The sequence below is a fragment of the Burkholderia sp. E168m15 genome, assembly GCF_016586105.1.
In the GTDB taxonomy this organism is placed as follows: domain Bacteria; phylum Pseudomonadota; class Gammaproteobacteria; order Burkholderiales; family Burkholderiaceae; genus Burkholderia; species Burkholderia orbicola.
In genome coordinates this window covers 1-18022 of the sequence record NZ_BCPO01000148.1, presented here as the reverse complement: position 1 = coordinate 18022, position 18022 = coordinate 1, and the positions used below count along the sequence as shown (strand labels likewise).

General features: G+C 65.2%; 11 protein-coding genes. 6 read left to right on the top strand and 5 right to left on the bottom strand.

Annotation, left to right across the window (positions count from 1 at the left end; translation table 11 throughout):
- The first annotated feature begins 207 nt into the window (after positions 1-207).
- From JMF86_RS21550 to JMF86_RS21530, 5 genes are all read left to right on the top strand, one after another.
- Complete coding sequence (locus JMF86_RS21550) at positions 208-1398, top strand: glycosyltransferase family 4 protein (protein WP_011547871.1); 1191 nt, start codon at positions 208-210, stop codon at positions 1396-1398.
- Between the two features lie 38 nt (positions 1399-1436).
- On the top strand, positions 1437-2690 hold the full coding sequence (locus JMF86_RS21545; RefSeq protein WP_011547870.1) for a flippase: 1254 nt from the start codon (positions 1437-1439) through the stop codon (positions 2688-2690).
- Between the two features lie 224 nt (positions 2691-2914).
- Positions 2915-4126: a membrane protein gene (locus JMF86_RS21540; protein ID WP_012338292.1), complete on the top strand. Its 1212-nt coding sequence runs from the start codon at positions 2915-2917 to the stop codon at positions 4124-4126.
- Positions 4123-5475 (top strand): cellulase family glycosylhydrolase, encoded by a 1353-nt coding sequence (locus JMF86_RS21535; RefSeq protein WP_011547868.1) that lies wholly within the window; start codon positions 4123-4125, stop codon positions 5473-5475. The genes JMF86_RS21540 and JMF86_RS21535 overlap by 4 nt, the downstream gene beginning before the upstream one ends.
- A gap of 102 nt (positions 5476-5577) precedes the next feature.
- Positions 5578-7767, top strand: a complete 2190-nt coding sequence (locus JMF86_RS21530) for a GNVR domain-containing protein (RefSeq protein ID WP_226292038.1) — start codon at positions 5578-5580, stop codon at positions 7765-7767.
- A 229-nt stretch (positions 7768-7996) separates the two neighbouring features.
- Here the strand turns inward: JMF86_RS21530 and JMF86_RS21525 are convergent, their stop codons facing one another.
- From JMF86_RS21525 to JMF86_RS21510, 4 genes are all read right to left on the bottom strand, one after another.
- Positions 7997-9076: a glycosyltransferase family 1 protein gene (locus tag JMF86_RS21525; protein WP_011547866.1), complete on the bottom strand. Its 1080-nt coding sequence runs from the start codon at positions 9074-9076 to the stop codon at positions 7997-7999.
- A gap of 172 nt (positions 9077-9248) precedes the next feature.
- The gene (locus JMF86_RS21520) at positions 9249-10397 is read right to left on the bottom strand and encodes a glycosyltransferase (protein WP_201317148.1); all 1149 of its coding nucleotides are present in this window, start codon (positions 10395-10397) and stop codon (positions 9249-9251) included.
- Positions 10398-10705: 308 nt separating this feature from the next.
- Positions 10706-12286: a mannose-1-phosphate guanylyltransferase/mannose-6-phosphate isomerase gene (locus tag JMF86_RS21515; protein WP_011547864.1), complete on the bottom strand. Its 1581-nt coding sequence runs from the start codon at positions 12284-12286 to the stop codon at positions 10706-10708.
- Positions 12283-12891, bottom strand: a complete 609-nt coding sequence (locus tag JMF86_RS21510; RefSeq protein WP_171984285.1) for a drug:proton antiporter — start codon at positions 12889-12891, stop codon at positions 12283-12285. Before JMF86_RS21510 ends, JMF86_RS21515 begins: the two co-directional genes overlap by 4 nt.
- Positions 12892-14188: 1297 nt before the next feature.
- On the opposite strand from JMF86_RS21510, the gene JMF86_RS21505 reads away from it, so the two are divergent.
- Complete coding sequence (locus JMF86_RS21505) at positions 14189-15580, top strand: sigma-54 dependent transcriptional regulator (RefSeq protein ID WP_011547861.1); 1392 nt, start codon at positions 14189-14191, stop codon at positions 15578-15580.
- A 41-nt stretch (positions 15581-15621) separates the two neighbouring features.
- On the opposite strand, the gene JMF86_RS21500 is transcribed toward JMF86_RS21505, so the two are convergent.
- Positions 15622-18009: a glycoside hydrolase family 2 protein gene (locus JMF86_RS21500; protein ID WP_374039683.1), complete on the bottom strand. Its 2388-nt coding sequence runs from the start codon at positions 18007-18009 to the stop codon at positions 15622-15624.
- Positions 18010-18022 lie beyond the last annotated feature (13 nt).

Genomic DNA, 18022 nt, shown 5'->3' with positions numbered 1-18022 from the left:
TTGAAACCGTCCGAAAGTGACCGTGCGAACAGATCCCCGGTTTCCGGCACAGTATCTTGACGGTGTCTATTTCTCGCGTCGCCCGTTTTCGACGGTGCCGGCGTCATGAGGCTGCTCAGGAATGTGGATGCAAAGAAACCGCCGTGGATGCTGGACAACATGTAAACGCCACGCGTCGCAGGCGACGTGCCATTCGGGGCGGTCGTGATGCGTGTACTGGTCGTCAACGATTTCGTTCGCAAGGGCGGGGCCGAGGAAGTGTACCGGCTGTCCGTCGACGTGCTTCGCGCGCGCAATGACGTCGAGGTCGAAACGTTCGACGAGCGCACGCTGATCGATGTCGAGAACGGTCGTCGCGCACGCGCGTGGTCACCTGCTGCCGCACGCGCGCTCGACACGTTGCTCGAGCGATTTCGTCCGCAACGGATCCTCGTGCACAATTACCACAACCTGCTGTCGAGCGCGATCCTGCCCGTGCTCGGGCGCTACAAACGGCGCTCGAAGTGCCGTTTGTACATGACCGCGCACGACTACCACCTGGTGTTCTACAACCCGAGTCTGATGGTCTACCGGGGAGGGCGCGCGCAACCGCTATCGCTCGATCAATTGCGTCGCGGCAGGCGTATCGTTCTCACCGCCAGCCCGCGCGGTTTTCTTCACGATGTCGCGAAGAAGCTGCATTGGCACGCGGTCAACGCGCTTTTCGACCCGCTCGGCCTGTTCGACGAGATTCTCTGCCCGAGCCCGTTCATGCGCGACCTGATCGCACGATTCGGTCGGACACCGGCGACACTGCTGCCGAATCCGATCGATACGACGCTGGTTCCCCGTACACCGAAGCCTGCGCGGAGAGGCCGTCTCGATCTCGCGTTCGTCGGTCGCCTGGAGGCCGACAAGGGCCTTGCCCAGTTTCTCGCGCTCATGGGCGAATCGCCCGGCGACGCGATTGGGTCGCTGACGGTCTACGGTGACGGACCGGAGCGCGGCAGCCTCGAGCAACATCACGCAGCACTTGTGGAGGCGGGGCGGCTGCGCTTTGCCGGGCGTCTCGATCATGCAACGCTGTTTGCCACGCTGCCGACGCATGACGCGATCGTACTGCCGTCCATCTGGGTGGAAAACGCGCCGCTCGTGATCGTCGAAGCGGCCATGCTGGGCCTGCCGGCACTCGTGCACGACATTGGAAGCCTGTCGACCTTCGGCGACGATCTCGGCAACAAGATTCGCTACCGGAACACGGCCGACGACCTGGCACGCGCGCTCGTCGAACTGCGGGCGCACCTCGACGACGAGCAGCGTCGCTACGACTGGTCACGCTACTCGGTCGACCGCTATGCGGCGTCGCTGTATGCCGCGCTCGGTATCGGCGGGAATGTATCGCGCACGCGGGCACATTGACAGTCGATGCACTGTTTCCTCTCAGCCCGGCAAGCACGATGACCGCCGTTCGAAAAAATTTTGCGTTGTTGTTTGCGCTGCAGATCTCGACGTACGTCGTGCCGCTCGTCACGCTGCCGCTCCTGACGCGCGTGCTCGGCCCCCAAGAGTACGGCCGGCTATCGTTCGTGCTTGCGGTGACGACGTATTTCATCAATCTCGCGAACTATAGTTTCGACCTGACGGCAACGCCGCGTGTCGCCCTCGCAAACGACAGGATGGAGCGGTCGCGCATTTTCTGGACGACGGTTTGCGCCCAATGGGCGATCACCGTCGCCGGCTTCGGGTTGCTCGTCGCGCTGACCATGCTCATTCCTCATTTTGCCGCGGAGCGCAGAGCGCTGCTGATCGGTTTCGGGATGGCGATCGGTGCCGCGCTGACGCCGGGCTGGTATTTTCAGGGTATTCAGAAGCTGAGTGTCTATAGCGTGACGGTGGTGGTGTACCGGGTACTCAGTGTCGCTGCCATCTTCCTGTGGGTGCGCACGGAGGACGACCTCCTGCATGCAGTCGCGATCAATACGGCCGTGCCATTGCTGTGCGGGATCACGCTGCTGGCGTACCTGTTCTTTCATCGCGAGGTCGAGCGCGTTCAGGTGCGACTTTCGGACGTCGTCGAAGCGTTGAAAGGCGGCTTTCAGGTGTTCCTCGCCTCGACGTCGATCTCGTTTTACGCGTCGACCAATACCGTCCTGCTGAGCATGGTTTCCGGTAACGTCGCCGCAGGCTATTTTGCGGCCGGTGACAAACTCATCCGTGCCGCGGTCGGCTTGTTGCAACCGCTCAGGGCGGCAACCTATCCGCACGTGACCTACCTGATGCATCACGCGCGCGACGAAGCATTCGCATTCCTGCGCAAGCTGATCGTCATGCAAGGCGCGCTGGTGCTGGCCATGTCGGCGACGATCTATGCATGCGCGCCGCTGGCGGTCCGTATCCTGTACGGCAGCTCGTTTGCGCCGACGATCGGCGTGCTGCATTGCCTGGCGCTGGTGCCGTTCATGGCATGCATGACCGACCTGTTCGGCGTTCAAACGATGTTGCCGCTCGGGATGAAGCGGGCGTTCAGCGTCATCCTGATCTCGTCGGGCGCGTTGAACGTGACGTTGCTTCCTCCGCTCGCGATGCTGTTTGCCGAACGTGGCGCGGCGATCGCGGTGCTGATCGCCGAAACGGCCGTCGCCGTCGCGCTTGCATACGTCCTTCGCCGTGAACGCGTCGGCGTGCTCGATCTGTCGGCGCGTTCCGGTTGATGCGAAGGCCGGTTCTCCGGGGCCGGAAACCTGCCGCGCCACTGCCGCCGAATGTGTGGGTTGTCGAACGTTTCTCGCGGCTGCGCGCTCCTATACTGGCGTGACAGCAGGGTAGGCCGGGAACCGTATCACGCGCGATACGTGTGCGTCGCTCCGCTCTAAAACGTGTATCGAGCACCATGAACGGAAACCGATCGATCAACCGACTGTGGGCAGCGACATTCATGATCGCGATCGCGAGCGAGGTATTCTCCGGCGCGATCCGCTATTACACGTCGATCGCAGGCGTGTCGATGCTCGGCTATCTGCCGAAGGCCCTGATGGTCGGCTGCATCGCGTTCGGCCTTGCGGTGCGTCCCCGTGTCAGCACCCTGCTCGTTGCGAGCTTCATGGCCGCGCAGCTGTGCGTTTCGCTCGCGAACGGCGTCAGTCTCGTGGCCGCATGCTTCTGGGTGTGGACGGTCGCGCCGTTGCTGTTCGTGCTGTTGATGCCGCCTGACGCGTTGGCGATGCTCGAGTCGAACGCGCTGAGGTTTGCGCTCTTCGCGTTGGCGATGGCCTGCTGTGCCGGGGTCATGCTCAACGAGTTCGTCCATCTGCCATGGGTCGGCGGCAGTATCGACGTCGACGGCGTCAATGTGCAACTGGCAAGCTCCAATTACGTCGGTTCCGTACCGCGCCTGCCCGGGTTCGGTCGAAGCAGTGCGTCCACAGGCCTCGTGATCGGCCTGCTGACTACGTGGCTCGTCCCGCGCCAGCGCAACGCGATGGTCATCTTGGCATTGCTCGCGATGTCGGCATTCGCGATCTGGGCGACCACCAACAAGACGACGCTCATCGCGCTTTCGCTCGTGTTGCTGTGTTTCGCCACCCTGAAAACGCCTGGCCTCCGGCGGGTCTGTATCGCCCTGACGATATTGATGATCGCGTTGCCGCTCGCGGGATGGGTCGTCGCCGAGACGGTCAACGTGGGCGCCACCGATACAGGATCGCTCGCATCGATGCAGGATCGGCTGCTGAACACCTGGCCGAAGCTGCTCGACGGGATGGCGAGTGCGAACCTGCTCTGGTTTGGCGTAGGGGCCGGTGGATTCGGGTCCGCGACGGCGTACTACACGTCCGACTTCGGCTTCAATACCGGCTATGCCGACAACGCCGCGCTCTATATCGTCGCGAATCTCGGTGTGGCAGGGGGCGTGCTCGTCATGCTCCTGTTCGCGCAGCGCGTGCTGGGCAGCCGCGCGGATGATCCGCGCGCATGGTTGATGCTGCTCTTCATACTGCTGAGCGGCGTCACGACGGATATCTTCGAAGCGCTCGGCTGTCTGCTCTTCGCCGGCGTCTCGGTCCGCATGCTGACAATTCATGCGGGTCGCGAACGTCTGGCCAGTCGCGATGGCTTGGGGCATGCGTCGACCTGGGCGGGAAGCCGATGAGCATGATCATCGAACGCACACGCATCAGGGGCTTGGCGAAATGCGTGGCAGCCGCACTGCTTGCGGCCGCGGCCGTGCTGACGGCGTCGAATTCCGCCAGCTCGGACGAACCCGCGCTCGTTCTTCCGAATCTGGCGCAGACGTCGACGCTGCCTTTCGTCGCGCTTCCCCGCTTTTTCGACACGCGTGCGAACTCGGGTGTTGCGATTCACGAGATCGACGATCCGGCGTTGCTCGACGCAGTGCGAGATGTCGGCTTCTCGTTCGTCCGAACCGATCTGTTCTGGGATTCGGTGGAAACGCCGCAAGGCTGGAACTTCTCCCGCTACGACGCGCTCGTCGCGAACCTGCGTGCGCGAGGACTCGGCGCTCTGTTCATTCTCGGTTATCAGCATCCGCTGCATGCGCCGAAGCAACCCCCGACGTCGCCGGCACAGATCGATGCATTCGCCGAGTATGCGACGCAGGCCGCGCGACACTATCGCGATCAGCCGGTACGCTTCGAAGTGTGGAACGAGCAGGACCACAAGGACTACTGGCTCGCACCGCCGTCCCCCGTCAAATACCGGAATCTGCTCGAGGCGACCGTCCGGGCCGTCAAAGCCGCGAATCCGCAGGCAATCGTTGCGACGGGCGGCGTTCAGCAGGTCGACCGGGCTTTCATTCGAGCGGTGGGCGATATCGGCAGCGCGTCCCAGCCCGCGCCCGACGCGGTCAGCGTGCATCCGTATCGGCAGACTGCACCGGAGACCGTGCTGCGCGACTATGTGACGCTCGCGCAAGACCTCGCGACCTATCGCGGTGTTCCCGCGATCTGGGCAACCGAATGGTCGTATCCGACCTATGGGTACAAATACGTGGCGCACACCCGCGACGGCCACGATCCCGTGGCGCGCGAACGCCAGGCGCGCTACGCGGTACGGCGCCTTCTCGTCGACTGGATTGCGCAGATCGGGCTCACCGCCTATTACGACATGCGCAACGACGGCCGCGATCCGAAGAACATGGAGCACAACTTCGGCTTGCTGGACGCGGACAACACACCATTGCCGGCATACGTCGCGGTTCGGCATCTTTTCTCGTTTACCGCCAATGCACGTGGCGCGCGACTGTTCATGGACCCGGTTCGCCGTGTCGCCGTCCTGCAATTGCGCGCCGAAAACGTCGTGAAATACGTGGTCTGGTGCTACGAAACTGACAACACGGTCGATGTCGACCTGTCGCAGTTGCCGGTCGCAGGTACGTCCGCGTCCGATCTCTATGGCGCATCGGTCGATATCGCACATCGTCGGCTGACGATCAGCGAGGAGCAAGGTCCGGTGTTCATCGTCTCAGCGACTGGCCGATAGCCGGCGAGCAGGATCGGGAACGGTCGCATCATTCAGAAAAAAATCATGAAACTCACCGCACGAAACATCGTGGATTCACAGCGGATGCCGGATGAATCCGGCATGGCCCAGCTTTGGCACGCGATCAGACGGCATCGTCGCGTGTTCCTTGCAACGATCGGCGCGACGTTCGCGACAGGGGTGCTGTACGCGCTGCTGGCCACGCCGCAGTACCGGGCCGAAGCGCTTTTGCGCGTGCAGACGAAGCCCGGCTCGTCGATCAGTTCGTTGTCGGATGTCTCCGGAACCATCACGGCTTCGCCGTCCGCGTCCGACGAAAGCGAGATGCTGATCTCGCGCGCGGTCATCGACAACGCGATCTCCACGACCGGTGCCGATCTCGATATCCGTAACGCGAGCCGGTTTCCGCTGATCGGCGGGCTGGTTGCGTCGCGCTTCGACGTGGACGACACGCTCGCTTCGGCCCCGCTGGGGCTGACCGGTTATGCGTGGGGCGGTGAGCGGATCGATATCGGTGAATTCCTGCTGCCGAAAAATGCGCTCGGCGAGCGATTCAGGATCGTCGCGGAAGACGCGAACAACTGGACGCTCTACGATGACGACAACAACGTGCTTGCGCGAGGCAAGGTGGGTGAAGCGGTGCCGTTCAGGCTTCCCGGCGAAGCGACGGCCGGCCGATTGCGCATCGACGTGTTGCGCGCACGGCCCGGCATTGCGTTCACCGTGCGCAAGCAGCCGGAGCCGCTCGTCTACGAAAACGTATCGAAGCATCTGAAGACGGTCGTGCCGAATCGCGATTCGACGCTGGAATCGCCGTCGATGATTCGCCTGAGCTATCAGGCGGACAATGCGCGCGACGCGAAAAAGATGGTCGATGCGATCGTCCAACAGTATCTGCAGCGCGATCTCGCATTTCGGACGGACCGCGCGCGACGCAATCTCGATGCGTTGCGCCAGCGGTTGCCGGCACTCAAGCACGATTTGCAACAGGCCGAGGACGATCTGAATCGGTACCGGACACAGAACGGTGCGATCGACGTCGATCAGCAAGGCGCCGCGTTGATCAGCCGGCTCAATACGCTCGCGGAACACCAGACCGAGCTGCAGATTTCGCTGGACGACGTCCGGCAGCGCTTCCTGCCAAAGAGCTTGCAGTACCAGACCGTGCAGGCTCAGCTCGAACAGGTGAAGCGCGAGATTCGCGACACGAGCGCGATGGCGGCCAGATTGCCGACGACCCAGCGCGAGTTCGTGCGACTGTCGCGTCAGGTGACGATCGCCACCCAGTTGTACACGGGGGTACTGACCAACGCGCAGCAGCTCGAGATCGCCATCTCCAGCGCGGCGCCGGGCGTGACGGCCGTTGATACCGCGGTCGCACCGTTCCGGCCGGTCTGGCCCAAGCGCGGCATCATCGTTCTGGGCGCGTTGTTCGCCGGCGTATTCCTTGCGCTGACGGGCGTGCATCTGCTGTCGCTGCATCGCCGCGAACTGTATTCGCCCGCTGCACTGACCAGGTTGACCGGTCGGCCGTGTCTCGCGATCGTCACGTCGTCGCCTGCATCGGCGGCCGTACCGGGCGGGCCTCGCTCGACGGCGTTGCCGGTGGCGGCCACGCACCCGGACGATGCGGGCATCGATTCGGTGCGCGCATTGCGTGCGAGCCTGAAGGTCGCGCTCGCGGAGCGTCGCCCGGGCAGCGGGGGCAAGGTCCTGCTGTTCACGGGGCCGACGGCTGGCGTCGGCTGCAGCTTCGTGTCGTCGAATCTTGCCTATCTGCTGACGGGAGCGAATGCCAGCGTGCTGCTGATCAATGCGGACCTGCGTGGGTCGTCGGTCGCGGGCGGCCCGGGACTCGCCCAGGTGCTCGATGGCTCGGTGTTGCCCGATGTCGTCACGCTGCGTGTGGCGGGAAGCCGCCTGTCGATCATGCCGGCGGGCTCGCCGGACAAAACGTCGCCCGGCGAGTTGCTCGAGGGCGCCGAATTCGCCAGGCTTCTCGCATCGGTGCGCGAGCGTTACGACTTCATCGTCATCGACGGACCGCCGCTATTGACGAGCAACGATGCGCTCGGCATCGTCGGCGCAGGCTGCGACGCGCATGTGCTCGTGTCGCGCGGTGGCTTGACGCGTGCCTCGGATGTTGAGGAGGCGCTGTCGCGTTTGACGAGCATTGGCGCGGATATTACCGGGCACGTGTTCAATACCTACACGGGGACGAACAAGATAATCGTCGAGCGTGTAACGACGCGCGGCTTCCCGGTTCGGACAGCGGCACGCCAGCGGGCGTAGTTCACGGGGGCCCGCACGTAGCGCCGGTGGAAACCGGCGGCGATCACGTGAGCGCCTTTCCGGCGGTGCTGCGTTTGCCGCGTTGGACTGCGACATTCATGAAGCGGTCGGAAGCGGGCGGCGGCTGACGGGGCCGGGCGTGTTGCGCACAGGTCGCGCCCAGCAACTCTTGCCCGGTCGCCTCGGCGATCGTCAGCTCGAGCGAGCCCGACGTCACATAGCGATCGCTTCAAAGCGAATCGAATATTCGCGTCATCATCTCCGCGCTTTTGCTCCAGCTGTATTGCGCCGCATGCGAATAACCCCTACGTTTCAGGTCCGCTCTGAGTTCGGCCGAGTCCAGCAAATTTCGCAGCTTTTCCGCGATGTCGTCACGCGAATAGGGATCGCAGTACAGCGCTGCATCGCCGCAGACCTCGGGCAATGCCGCCGATCGTCCCACGAGGGTCGGGCAACCCTGGCGCATGGCTTCGAGCGGCGGAATGCCGAAGCCTTCATAGATCGACGGGTAGAGGAAGCAGACGGCATGTTGGTACAGTGCCTTCAATTGTTCGTCGCTGATGTATCCGGCGTACTTGATGTTCTGCTCGGTGGCGGCAATATCGTCTTGCGTTCCGAAAACGGCGGCATTGCGCATGCCGACGATGACCAGATCCACTGACGCGTCGTTGAGTTGTCGGAATGCCGCGATCAGCCGGCCGAAGTTCTTGGTCGGATTCATGCTGCTGACCGCCAGCACGAATCTGCCCGGCGTGAGCGAGAGTGTTTTCAGTATGCTCGCGTCCGGTTCCAGGGCGTCGAGATGGTCGGCACCGAGCGGCACGACGCTGATTTTTTTCGTTGAAACACCACAGTGGTGAGCGAGGCGATCGCGCGAGAAGCGAGAATTGGTCAACACGCATAGGGACGTGCGCGCGAGAATCCAGAACATGACCCGATACCACGCCCGGAACAGTCGGGAAAAGTGGGCAGGGGTGTCGAACACCGCGGCATCGTGCATGTAGATGATCTGATTGCCGAGGAAAACGGAAGCGGAATTGCTCAGGTTGACGATGCGGTTACGAGACGAAAAAAGCGGCAATGCCAGTTGTTCCCAGATCACGCCCTTGGAAAAACCGACCTTGAGCGTCGTCGTCCCGTCCACCGTCGCGTCGGCGTGCGGAGGCACGAGAACCGTGATCGAGCCTTGCGGTTGCACCCTGACCAGGGCGGCGATGAGCTCGCGGGCGACGCGTTGCACGCCGGTCGTCTTTTGGGTGGAGAATCGGCCGTTATATACGAGTTGCTTGGGTTTTTTGGGCGTGCTCATGTCAAATCCGGTGAAATCGATGCGCGTCCAGGGCGCTTGCCGCGCGCCCTGAACGGCAGCGTTTGTCTGTCGTTATGCGTTGCGTCGGCGCGTTCCATCCCGGCCATGCACGCGATATCCCGACGGCTTCGCGCTCGAGGCCGCGGCCACCCGATCCGGTTCCGGCCGCGTGTCAGGCCTCGACGTGATCGGGCGCCGCAGGCTCGAACCGTCGTGCAGGGACGGTACGCAAATGGGGGCTCAGTCCGTAAAGGGATTGCCATTGCCGGAAAATCGCGTTCATGGAAAATCGATGAAGTGCGAACTTTCTCGCCGATTCCCCCATTTGCTCTCGCAACTGGTGGTCGTCGCAGAGCATGGCCACATACCGCGCCATCTCGTCGGCGTTTGACGCGACATAGCCGGTCACACCATGAATGACGACGTCGCGGTTGCCGACGACGTCGGTCACCACCGCGGGCAGCCCGGCGACCTGGGCTTCGATCAGCGCGACGGGCATGCCTTCCCAGCGGGATGTCTGGACGTAGATATCCAGTTGGGACGTCAGTTCGAGTGCACGCGTGCGTGTCACCCATCCGCTACAGGAAATGACCTGGTTTTCCTGCTGATCCGGGATGTCGTCAGGGGTGCCGCCGATCCACATGAACGTCAGATCGGAATCGCGCAGATCGGTCGCCAGTTGCAGGAAGGCTTGATGATTTTTCTGAAACGACGCGCGCCCGCTCATCCCTACCACGATCTTTCGATCGCCACGCGGTTGACGTGAAGGAACCTCGGCTACATTGACGCCGTTTTCCACGAGCACCGCCGTTTTTGCCCGAATCCTGCCTTTGATTTCCCTGAGCTCGCTGTCCGAGCAGGCGACGATGGTGCCGCCCAGAAGGGCCGTCATTCGTTCAAAGCCGAGGTAGGCAAGCTGTTTCGCGCGGGAGACGTCACGACGCAAGAACGAGAGTCCATGCGGTGAATAGAGCACCTTCGCACCAGGTGTCGCTATCCTCGCGGCAGCACGCCCTAGCACTCCGGCCTTCGAAGAGTGAAGGTGGATGACTGTCGGGTCGCATTCGCGAAGCATGTCGGCCAGTTCCTTCACGCTGATCAAGTCTTGCCTGATGCTGATTTCGCGAGCCATCGCGACGTGGACGAGCTTGATGCCGGGCCGGAACAGCGTCGGGAAATCGATCGGCGTCTCGGAGCGGATCGAATGCAGCACGGTCACGTCGACGCCGGCCGCTGCGGCGTGGTTGGCGAGATGGACCAGCATGGACAGCACGCCGCCGCCAAACGCTTCGACAATGTGAACGATTCTTTGTCTGGTCATCTTCGAGACGGTTAGTTCGACCGGGTGTGGCGCGGCCGCCCGCAAGACGCGGGTATCCGGCAAATCGCGAAGTCGGTTGCGTCCGATCGGCTCGTCATGAGGAATCGTAGAACTATGCATTCCTGAATGATTTGGCATTGAGTAAGTTGCGTCCTCATTCGCGAAACCGGCAGCGGTCGCACGGGCGCACTTGATTCCGTGCGTCACAAGCATTGTGCTATGCCCGTGCGGCTGACTAGGTGCGATGGCTTACATTGAGTGGCCGACGTGCCTTCGGCCAGATGTCGCGCATATCCGGGCGGTTCGGCTCACGTCTGTCGAGCAGTGTCGATCATATCGACAGGTGCATGCGTTGCGGGTGACGCAGGCTGCACGGATTGCGGCGGCAGTGCCTCGACCGCCCGCCCATACTGATCCTCGAACCGCACGATATCGTCCTCGCCGAGATAGTTGCCCGACTGCACCTCGATGATTTCGAGCGGAATCCGGCCGGGATTCTCGAGTCGATGCACTTCGCCGACGGCGATGTACGTCGATTCGTTCTCGCACAGCAGGAACGTGTCGGCGCCGCGCGTCACCTTCGCGGTGCCGCGCACGACGATCCAGTGCTCGGCGCGGTGATAGTGCATCTGCAGCGACAGCCGCTTGCCGGGTTCGACGACGATCCGCTTCACCTGGAAGCGCTCGCCGAGATCGATCGAATCGTAGTGGCCCCACGGTCGCTGCACCTTGCGGTGCTCGCTCGCCTGCGGGCGCTGGTCGGTCTTCAGGCGCGCGACGATGTTCTTCACGCGCTGCACGTCGTGCTTGTTCGCGACCAGCACCGCATCGGCCGTCTCGATCACGACGACGTCCTTCATCCCGACGCACGCGACGAGACGGCCTTCCGAACGCACGAGGCTGTCCTGCGTATCCTCGAAGACGATCGGCCCGCGCGCGACGTTGCCCTGGTCGTCCTTCGGCATGATTTCCCAGATCGCGTCCCACGTGCCGACGTCCGACCAGCCCGCCGCGAGCGGCACCACGATGCCTTCGATGCCGAGTTCGGCGTGTTCCGCGAGGCGCTCCATCACCGCATAGTCGATCGAATCCGCCGGGCACGCGTCGAAGGCCGCCGCATCGATCCGGAAGAACGGATCGTCGGCGACGCCCGCGCGCCATGCGCTGTCGCAGGCTGCGTGGATGCCCGGCGCGAGTGCGCCGATCGCCTTCAGCCAGACCGATGCGCGCGTGACGAAGATCCCGCTGTTCCACCAGTAATCGCCCGATTGCAGATAGCGCTCGGCGAGCGTTGCATCGGGCTTTTCGACGAAACGCCCGATCGCGTAGCCGCCCTGGCTGCCGCGGCGGCCCGAGCGCGGTTCGCCGACCTGGATGTAGCCGTAGCCGGTCTCCGCGCGGCGCGGCAGCACGCCGAGCGTGACGATCGCGCCTTCCTGCGCATAACGCGCCGCACGCGCGATCGCGTCCTGGAACGCGCCGACGTCGACGATCACGTGATCGGCCGGCATCACGGCGAGCACGGGATCGTCCGCGAGCGCGCTCGCATCGAGCGCCGCAAGCGTCAGCGCGGGCGCGGTGTTGCGCGCGGCCGGCTCCAGCAGGATGCGGGCAGGCGCCGAGCGGCCGTGTACCTGCTCGGCGCTCATGAAGCGATGCTGTTCGCCGCACACGAGCAGCAGCGTGTCGCCGAGCGACGCGTTCGCGATGCCGTTCAGGCGGCGCGCTGTCGCCGACAGCGGCGACTCGTTCGAAACCAGCTCGATCAGTTGCTTCGGATACTGCTCGCGCGACAGCGGCCACAGCCGCGTGCCGGAGCCGCCGGCGAGAATCACCGGCAGGATGCTCGGCAGATCGGGTTCGGGAACCGGGCGAAGGGTGCGGGTCATCGGTTCGCTCCGGTATCGGCAGGTAGTCGGGGGTGAGCGCGGCCGTCGGCGCGTGCGTCGTCGTTGCGCGAGACCGAAACGGCGCGCGACAGCAGCTGACGCAGCGCGCCGGCCGCGCGGTCGGCCGACCGGACCAGGCCCACGAACGGCGCGCCCTGTTCGAGATACGGGCCGTAGGCCTTGCGGAATCCGAACTGTTTGTAGAACGCCTGACGCGGCGCAGGCACGTGCGTGCGCACCGCGGTGTCCGGCCACGCGGCCTGCGCGGCGGTGAGCGCGCGCTCGATCAGGCGTTCGAGCGTGTCGTCGTCTCGGCAGCTTTCGCTCGTCAGCACCTTGTCGATCACGACGTCCGGATCGATGTCGTCGCCGGGCAGGATGCGCGCGTAGGCGGCGACTTCCGTCGTGTCGCCGTCGCGCACGCTCGCGTAGACGTGCAGCGCGCCCGCGTCCTTGCCGTCGATGTCGAGATGCGTGTGCGCGTCCTCGACCACCAGCACGGCGTTGCGCGCGCGCAGGATTGCATAGAGATCGACGGCGCTCAGATGTTCGAATTCACAACAATGCCATTCCATGATGCTGTCCTCGCGTGATGCCTTCGGCATGCCGCGCCGCACGGACGCGATCGTTCCGTGCAGCGCGGCGATCCTCATCATCCGGATGCGCGGTACGGCGGTCTGTTCGAAAGCGTACTCACCCTCGGGATTCGCACGCCGGCGCCGGATACGGGGCGATGCGCATGACGCGCGAGCGTCGCAAGGTGCGGTAGCACACACCGTCCGGGCCGGTGCCTTTTCATAATTGATTCATCGTGGCGGCCTGCAATGAAGCACGGTCGGACGACATCGCACGCAAACGACGGACGGAGGCGGGACCGGAAATTGCGAGCCTGGGCTGATCGTGCGCGGCAGTGCGTGACACAGGATCGCCGCCGATTGCGGGGCGTCGGCGGATTCATGCGATCTCGCCGCATTCCAGCGGAATGGCGCGCACCTGCGCGGTGCACCCGTCCGGCGTCGGTACGCTGCCGCTCGCGCGCATGCCCGATCGCCGCGATCTGTCAGGCGTCGGCACCCGTTCGAGCCGTGCGGCTGGCGCGGCCGCGCAAGGGGGCGATCATGCTGCATCGCACGACACGCGCGCCAACGCCCGGTATTCACGCCGACTCACGCGGGTCGGCGCGAATCCGCCTAAAAGAGCCGGTGCGGCGCGATGTCGAGGATTACGCGGTGATTACGACGTGTAACTGCCGGGCGGCCCGCGCGCCGCCGCGATGCGATCCGGCTACCCGGCCGCGGGCGGGATTATGCGGTCCGGCGAACACGGCGCCGCGATTTTTGGGAGATTTCGATGGAAATCACGGGCAATCGCCGGGATCAATCTTGCGGAAAAGTAGTATTTGCCACTGATTGACGGGAATGGTCATAGATAATCAAATCTCAGTGGTCAAAAGCGCACGGCGCCGCGCCGCGGGCAGCGTAACCGACTGATTCAGGTTTATCGTTTGGTAACAAGACCAACGCGAAACGGGGTGTAGATTCAGGTGCGGATGAAATGGGGCGGTCAATCCGGGCGCGGTTTGGCAGCCCTCCGGTTCAGCATCGGGCGCGACTGTCGTGTACGACGCGACGCACATGTGGACGGAATTTCCGTTGCCGACGTGCCCCGCCTGACGGCGGGTCGCTTCAAAGCCGGAATGTCGTGGCTCCCGTAGCCGCGCATTCCGTTCGAGTTCGATGACAACGAGGCCGGATGACATTCGGCTCGACCTCCGGGGGTTCTCGCCGTGTGCAGTTTCGATCTTCGCCAAGGCTGCGGAAACGCAGCGCGGAAAGGCGGCCATGCGCCGCCGGCCGCAGCGCACGCGTACGGTTCGCGGAGTGCAGAAAATGATGGTTCGTTATGAATATGCCAATAACGCGCGATAAGAGCGCCGGCGTGGGGAGCGGTAACGGGCAGCGTCCGTTGATTTACTGGACGCAGTCGCCGTCCGTGATGCTGCGAAAGGAATTGTCGCGCCGCGACTGGAAAGTATCGGTCGTCGCGCATGCGAACGAGCTGCGCGACACGTCCGGCGAAATTACCTGCGGCATTCTCGACTTGAGCGGCGGCCACGCCGATGCGATCGGCAGCATCGCGTCGACCTGCGCGTCGATGCGCGACGTCGTCTGGGTGGCGCTCGTGGATGTCGGCCAGACCGCCTCGCCGAACGTGCGGGCGCTGTTGCGCGACTACTGCTTCGACTACGTGACGTTGCCGGCGTCGCACCAGCGGATCGCCGATACGGTCGGCCATGCCTACGGCATGGAATGCCTGTTCGCGCGCGATCGCGAACAGCTCGAATCGGAAGAAAAGGGCATCGTCGGCACCTGCAGCGCGATGCTGCGGCTGTTCGATACGGTGCGGCGTTTCGCGCGCACCGACGCACCGGTGTTCGTGTTCGGCGAAACGGGGACCGGCAAGGAACTCACGGCCGTCGCGATCCATCGTCATTCGGAACGGCGCAACGGCCCGTTCGTTGCCGTCAACTGCGGCGCGATCCCGCCGCATCTGCTGCAATCGGAACTGTTCGGCTATGAACGCGGTGCGTTTACCGGCGCGAACGCGCGCAAGATCGGCTACGTCGAAGCCGCGAACGGCGGCACGCTGCTGCTCGACGAAATCGGCGACCTGCCGCACGAAAGCCAGGCGAGCCTGCTGCGATTTCTGCAGGAGCGTTCGATTCATCGTCTTGGCGGAAGCGATCCGGTGCCGGTCGACGTCCGGATCGTGTCGGCAACGCACGTCGATCTGCGCGAGGCAATGGAAGAAGGGCGTTTTCGCGCCGACCTGTTCCACCGTCTCTGCGTGATGCGCATCGACCAGCCGCCGCTGCGCGCCCGCGGCAAGGACATCGAACTGCTCGCGCACCACATGCTCGAACGCTTTCGCGGCGACGCGCGCCATCGCGTGCGCGGGTTCTCGACCGATGCGATCACGGCGCTCTACAAGCACGACTGGCCGGGCAACGTCCGCGAGCTGATCAACCGCGTGCGCCGTGCGGTCGTGATGACGGAAGGGCGCCTGATCACCGCGCAGGACCTCGAGCTCGAATACTGTCTCGACGCGGCGTCGCCGTCGGTGGCCGACATCCGCAAGTCGATCGAACGCGAGGCGATCGAAATCGCGTTGCTGCGGACGCGCGGGCGCGTTGCCGCGTCGGCGCGCGAACTCGGCGTGTCGCGCGCGACGCTGTATCGCTGGATGGAGGCGTACGGTATCGAGCGGCCGCGCGGGACAGGCTCGTCCGATTGATACATGGCGGCACGACGCTCGCGGCAGCCGCGAGCGTCGCGTCACCCGGCTTGGGTGGCCCGCACCGCGCGTGAGGCGTTCACGGCACGGATTTCCACCGCGGGCGGCGCGTTGTCGTCAGCCGCCGCGGGCTTCCCGTCGATTCGCAATGGAATCAGCGCGATGCGCGCCGGCGTGCCGGGCGCGAGATGGAACCAGTCGTCGCCCGGCATGAAACCCGGCGCGTCGATCTGCACGTGGCGGGCGACGTGGCGGGTGTCGATGTCGACGTGCCAGGTCTCGTCGGTGCGCGACACGCATGCCTCGATCCCCGGTTCGCGGCGCGCCAGCACGGCCGGATGCGTGCGGGACGGGAAATGGAACGCCTGCGACAGCAGCGTGCCGTCGTCGGCGCGCAAGGTCGCGACGACCGTATCGTGTTCGCAAGGGCCGAAACGGTACGCGTAGGTCCAGTCGAAGAAGCGGCCGAGCAACTCGGCCGAGCCGAGCCGCACCGTGTCGTACGCGGCGATCCGCACCGGGCAGCCGGCCCGCGCGACCGGCGTGCGGCCGTCACGCAGCGCGACCAGCTCGATCGCCGCCGACAGCGGCGCCGGGCGCTCGTTGACGACGTGCACGTCGAGCCCGTTCAGTCCTTCGTCGACGAGCAGCACCTGGATCGGCTGCAGCACCTGGCGCAGCGCATACCAGGCCGATTTCGGCCGGTGCGCGGCGTCGATCACCCCCCATCCGGCGCCCGGCATCACGTCCTGGAACTGCCACACGAGCGCGCCGGCGCAGCGCGAGCCGGCGCGGCGCCATTCGGAAAACGTCTCGCGCATCACGTCCGCGATCACCGCACGCGACAGCTCGACATAGCGCGCCGGGTCCTCGCGCCGCAGCCGGTCGGGCGCGACGTCGTAGAGCGTCTGCAGATAGTGGTCGCGGATATCGTCGAAATCCCACGACGTGCCGGGGTCGCGCGGCACGGCCGCCTTCCAGCGAGGCTCGTGCACGCCGGGCCAGCCGAGTTCCGCGAGCGTCGCGTCGCACGGCACGTTCGCGAACGCGAGGCATTCGCTCGCGAAGCGCACGTCCGCGCGGCGCGCGTCGTCGAGCGGACGCAGGTACGCGCCGACGCCGTAGTAGTGCGACACGCGCTCGCGCGGCGTGAACGGCAGGACACCGCCGTCGGGCGAATCGGGCACGTAAGGGACATCGGGGCGGTGCGCGGCGGCGTGGCCGGCCAGCCGGTCGGCCGTCAATTCGAGGAAGCGCTGCTTCGGCCCGAGCCCCGACATCGCGGCTTGCTGCGCGATCTCGCTGCCGCCGCACAGCACCGCAAGCGACGGCGAGGCGCCGCGACGCGAGAGGAACTGGCTCGCTTCGCGATCGACGTTGGCCGCGAACGCGGGATCGTCGAGCGCGTAATCGAAGTTCGCGAAACCGAAGTCCTGCCACACCAGCAGCCCGAGCCGATCGCACGCCGCGTGGAATGCGTCGGCCTCGTAGGTCATCGTGCCGCCGACGCGGATCATGTTGAAACCGGCGTCGCGGGCGAGCCCGAGCAGGTAGCCGTAGGTCGCGTCGTCCGCGTGCAGCGCGAGCGGCGCGGCGCTGCTCCAGCATGCGCCGCGCGCGAACACGGGCACGCCGTTGATGCGCAGTCCGAACCCCTTGCCGTCGGCGCCGGGATCGATCTCGATCGTGCGAAAACCCGTCGAGCCGAGCGGCCGGCGCGTAGCGCCGATATGCAGCGCGATCTCGTAGAGCGCCGGTTCGCCATGCGTATGCGGCCACCAGCGGCGCACGTTGGGGATCGCGACGCTCGTGCGCAGCCGGTCGGCGCCGGCCCGTTCGAGCGTCGCGTGATGTTCGCCGCACGACAGCCGCGCCGCGAACGTGTCGGGCAGCGGCGCGGCGAACGTCAGTTCCGCATCGAGCCAGCCCGTGTCGCCTTCGACGCGTGCCTGCAGTTTGCAATCGGAGAGAACGGGCCCGTCGGCCGGATCGAGCACGTCGACGGGCCGCCACGGGCCGGTCGGCACGTACGGCGGAAACCAGCCCGGCATGTGCCCGAACAGCGACGTGCGGATCGTGCGCAGCCCGGCCGGCTCGGCCAGCCGTGTGCGCCAGCGCGCCCGGCGCGGTGCGCGTGCGTCGCGCAGGTGCGGCGCGAGTGCGCGGAAACAGATCGTCAGCCGGTGCGTGCCGTCGAGCGACACGGGCACGTCGTGCGCGACGAACATGCTGTCGGAATGGAGGATCGGCGTGTCGTCGAGCCAGGCCTGCGCGAGCGTCGCGAGGCCGTGAAAGCGCAGGATGCGCGGCCCGCGCCCGCGCAGCTCGAGGCGGTACCAGTGGTCGCGCTCGTCGAGCGACGCGGCTTCGTCGAGCCGGCCGGCCAGCGCGAGCGCCTGCGCGACCGTGCCGGGCACCGGCGCCGCGATCCAGCCGCCGTCG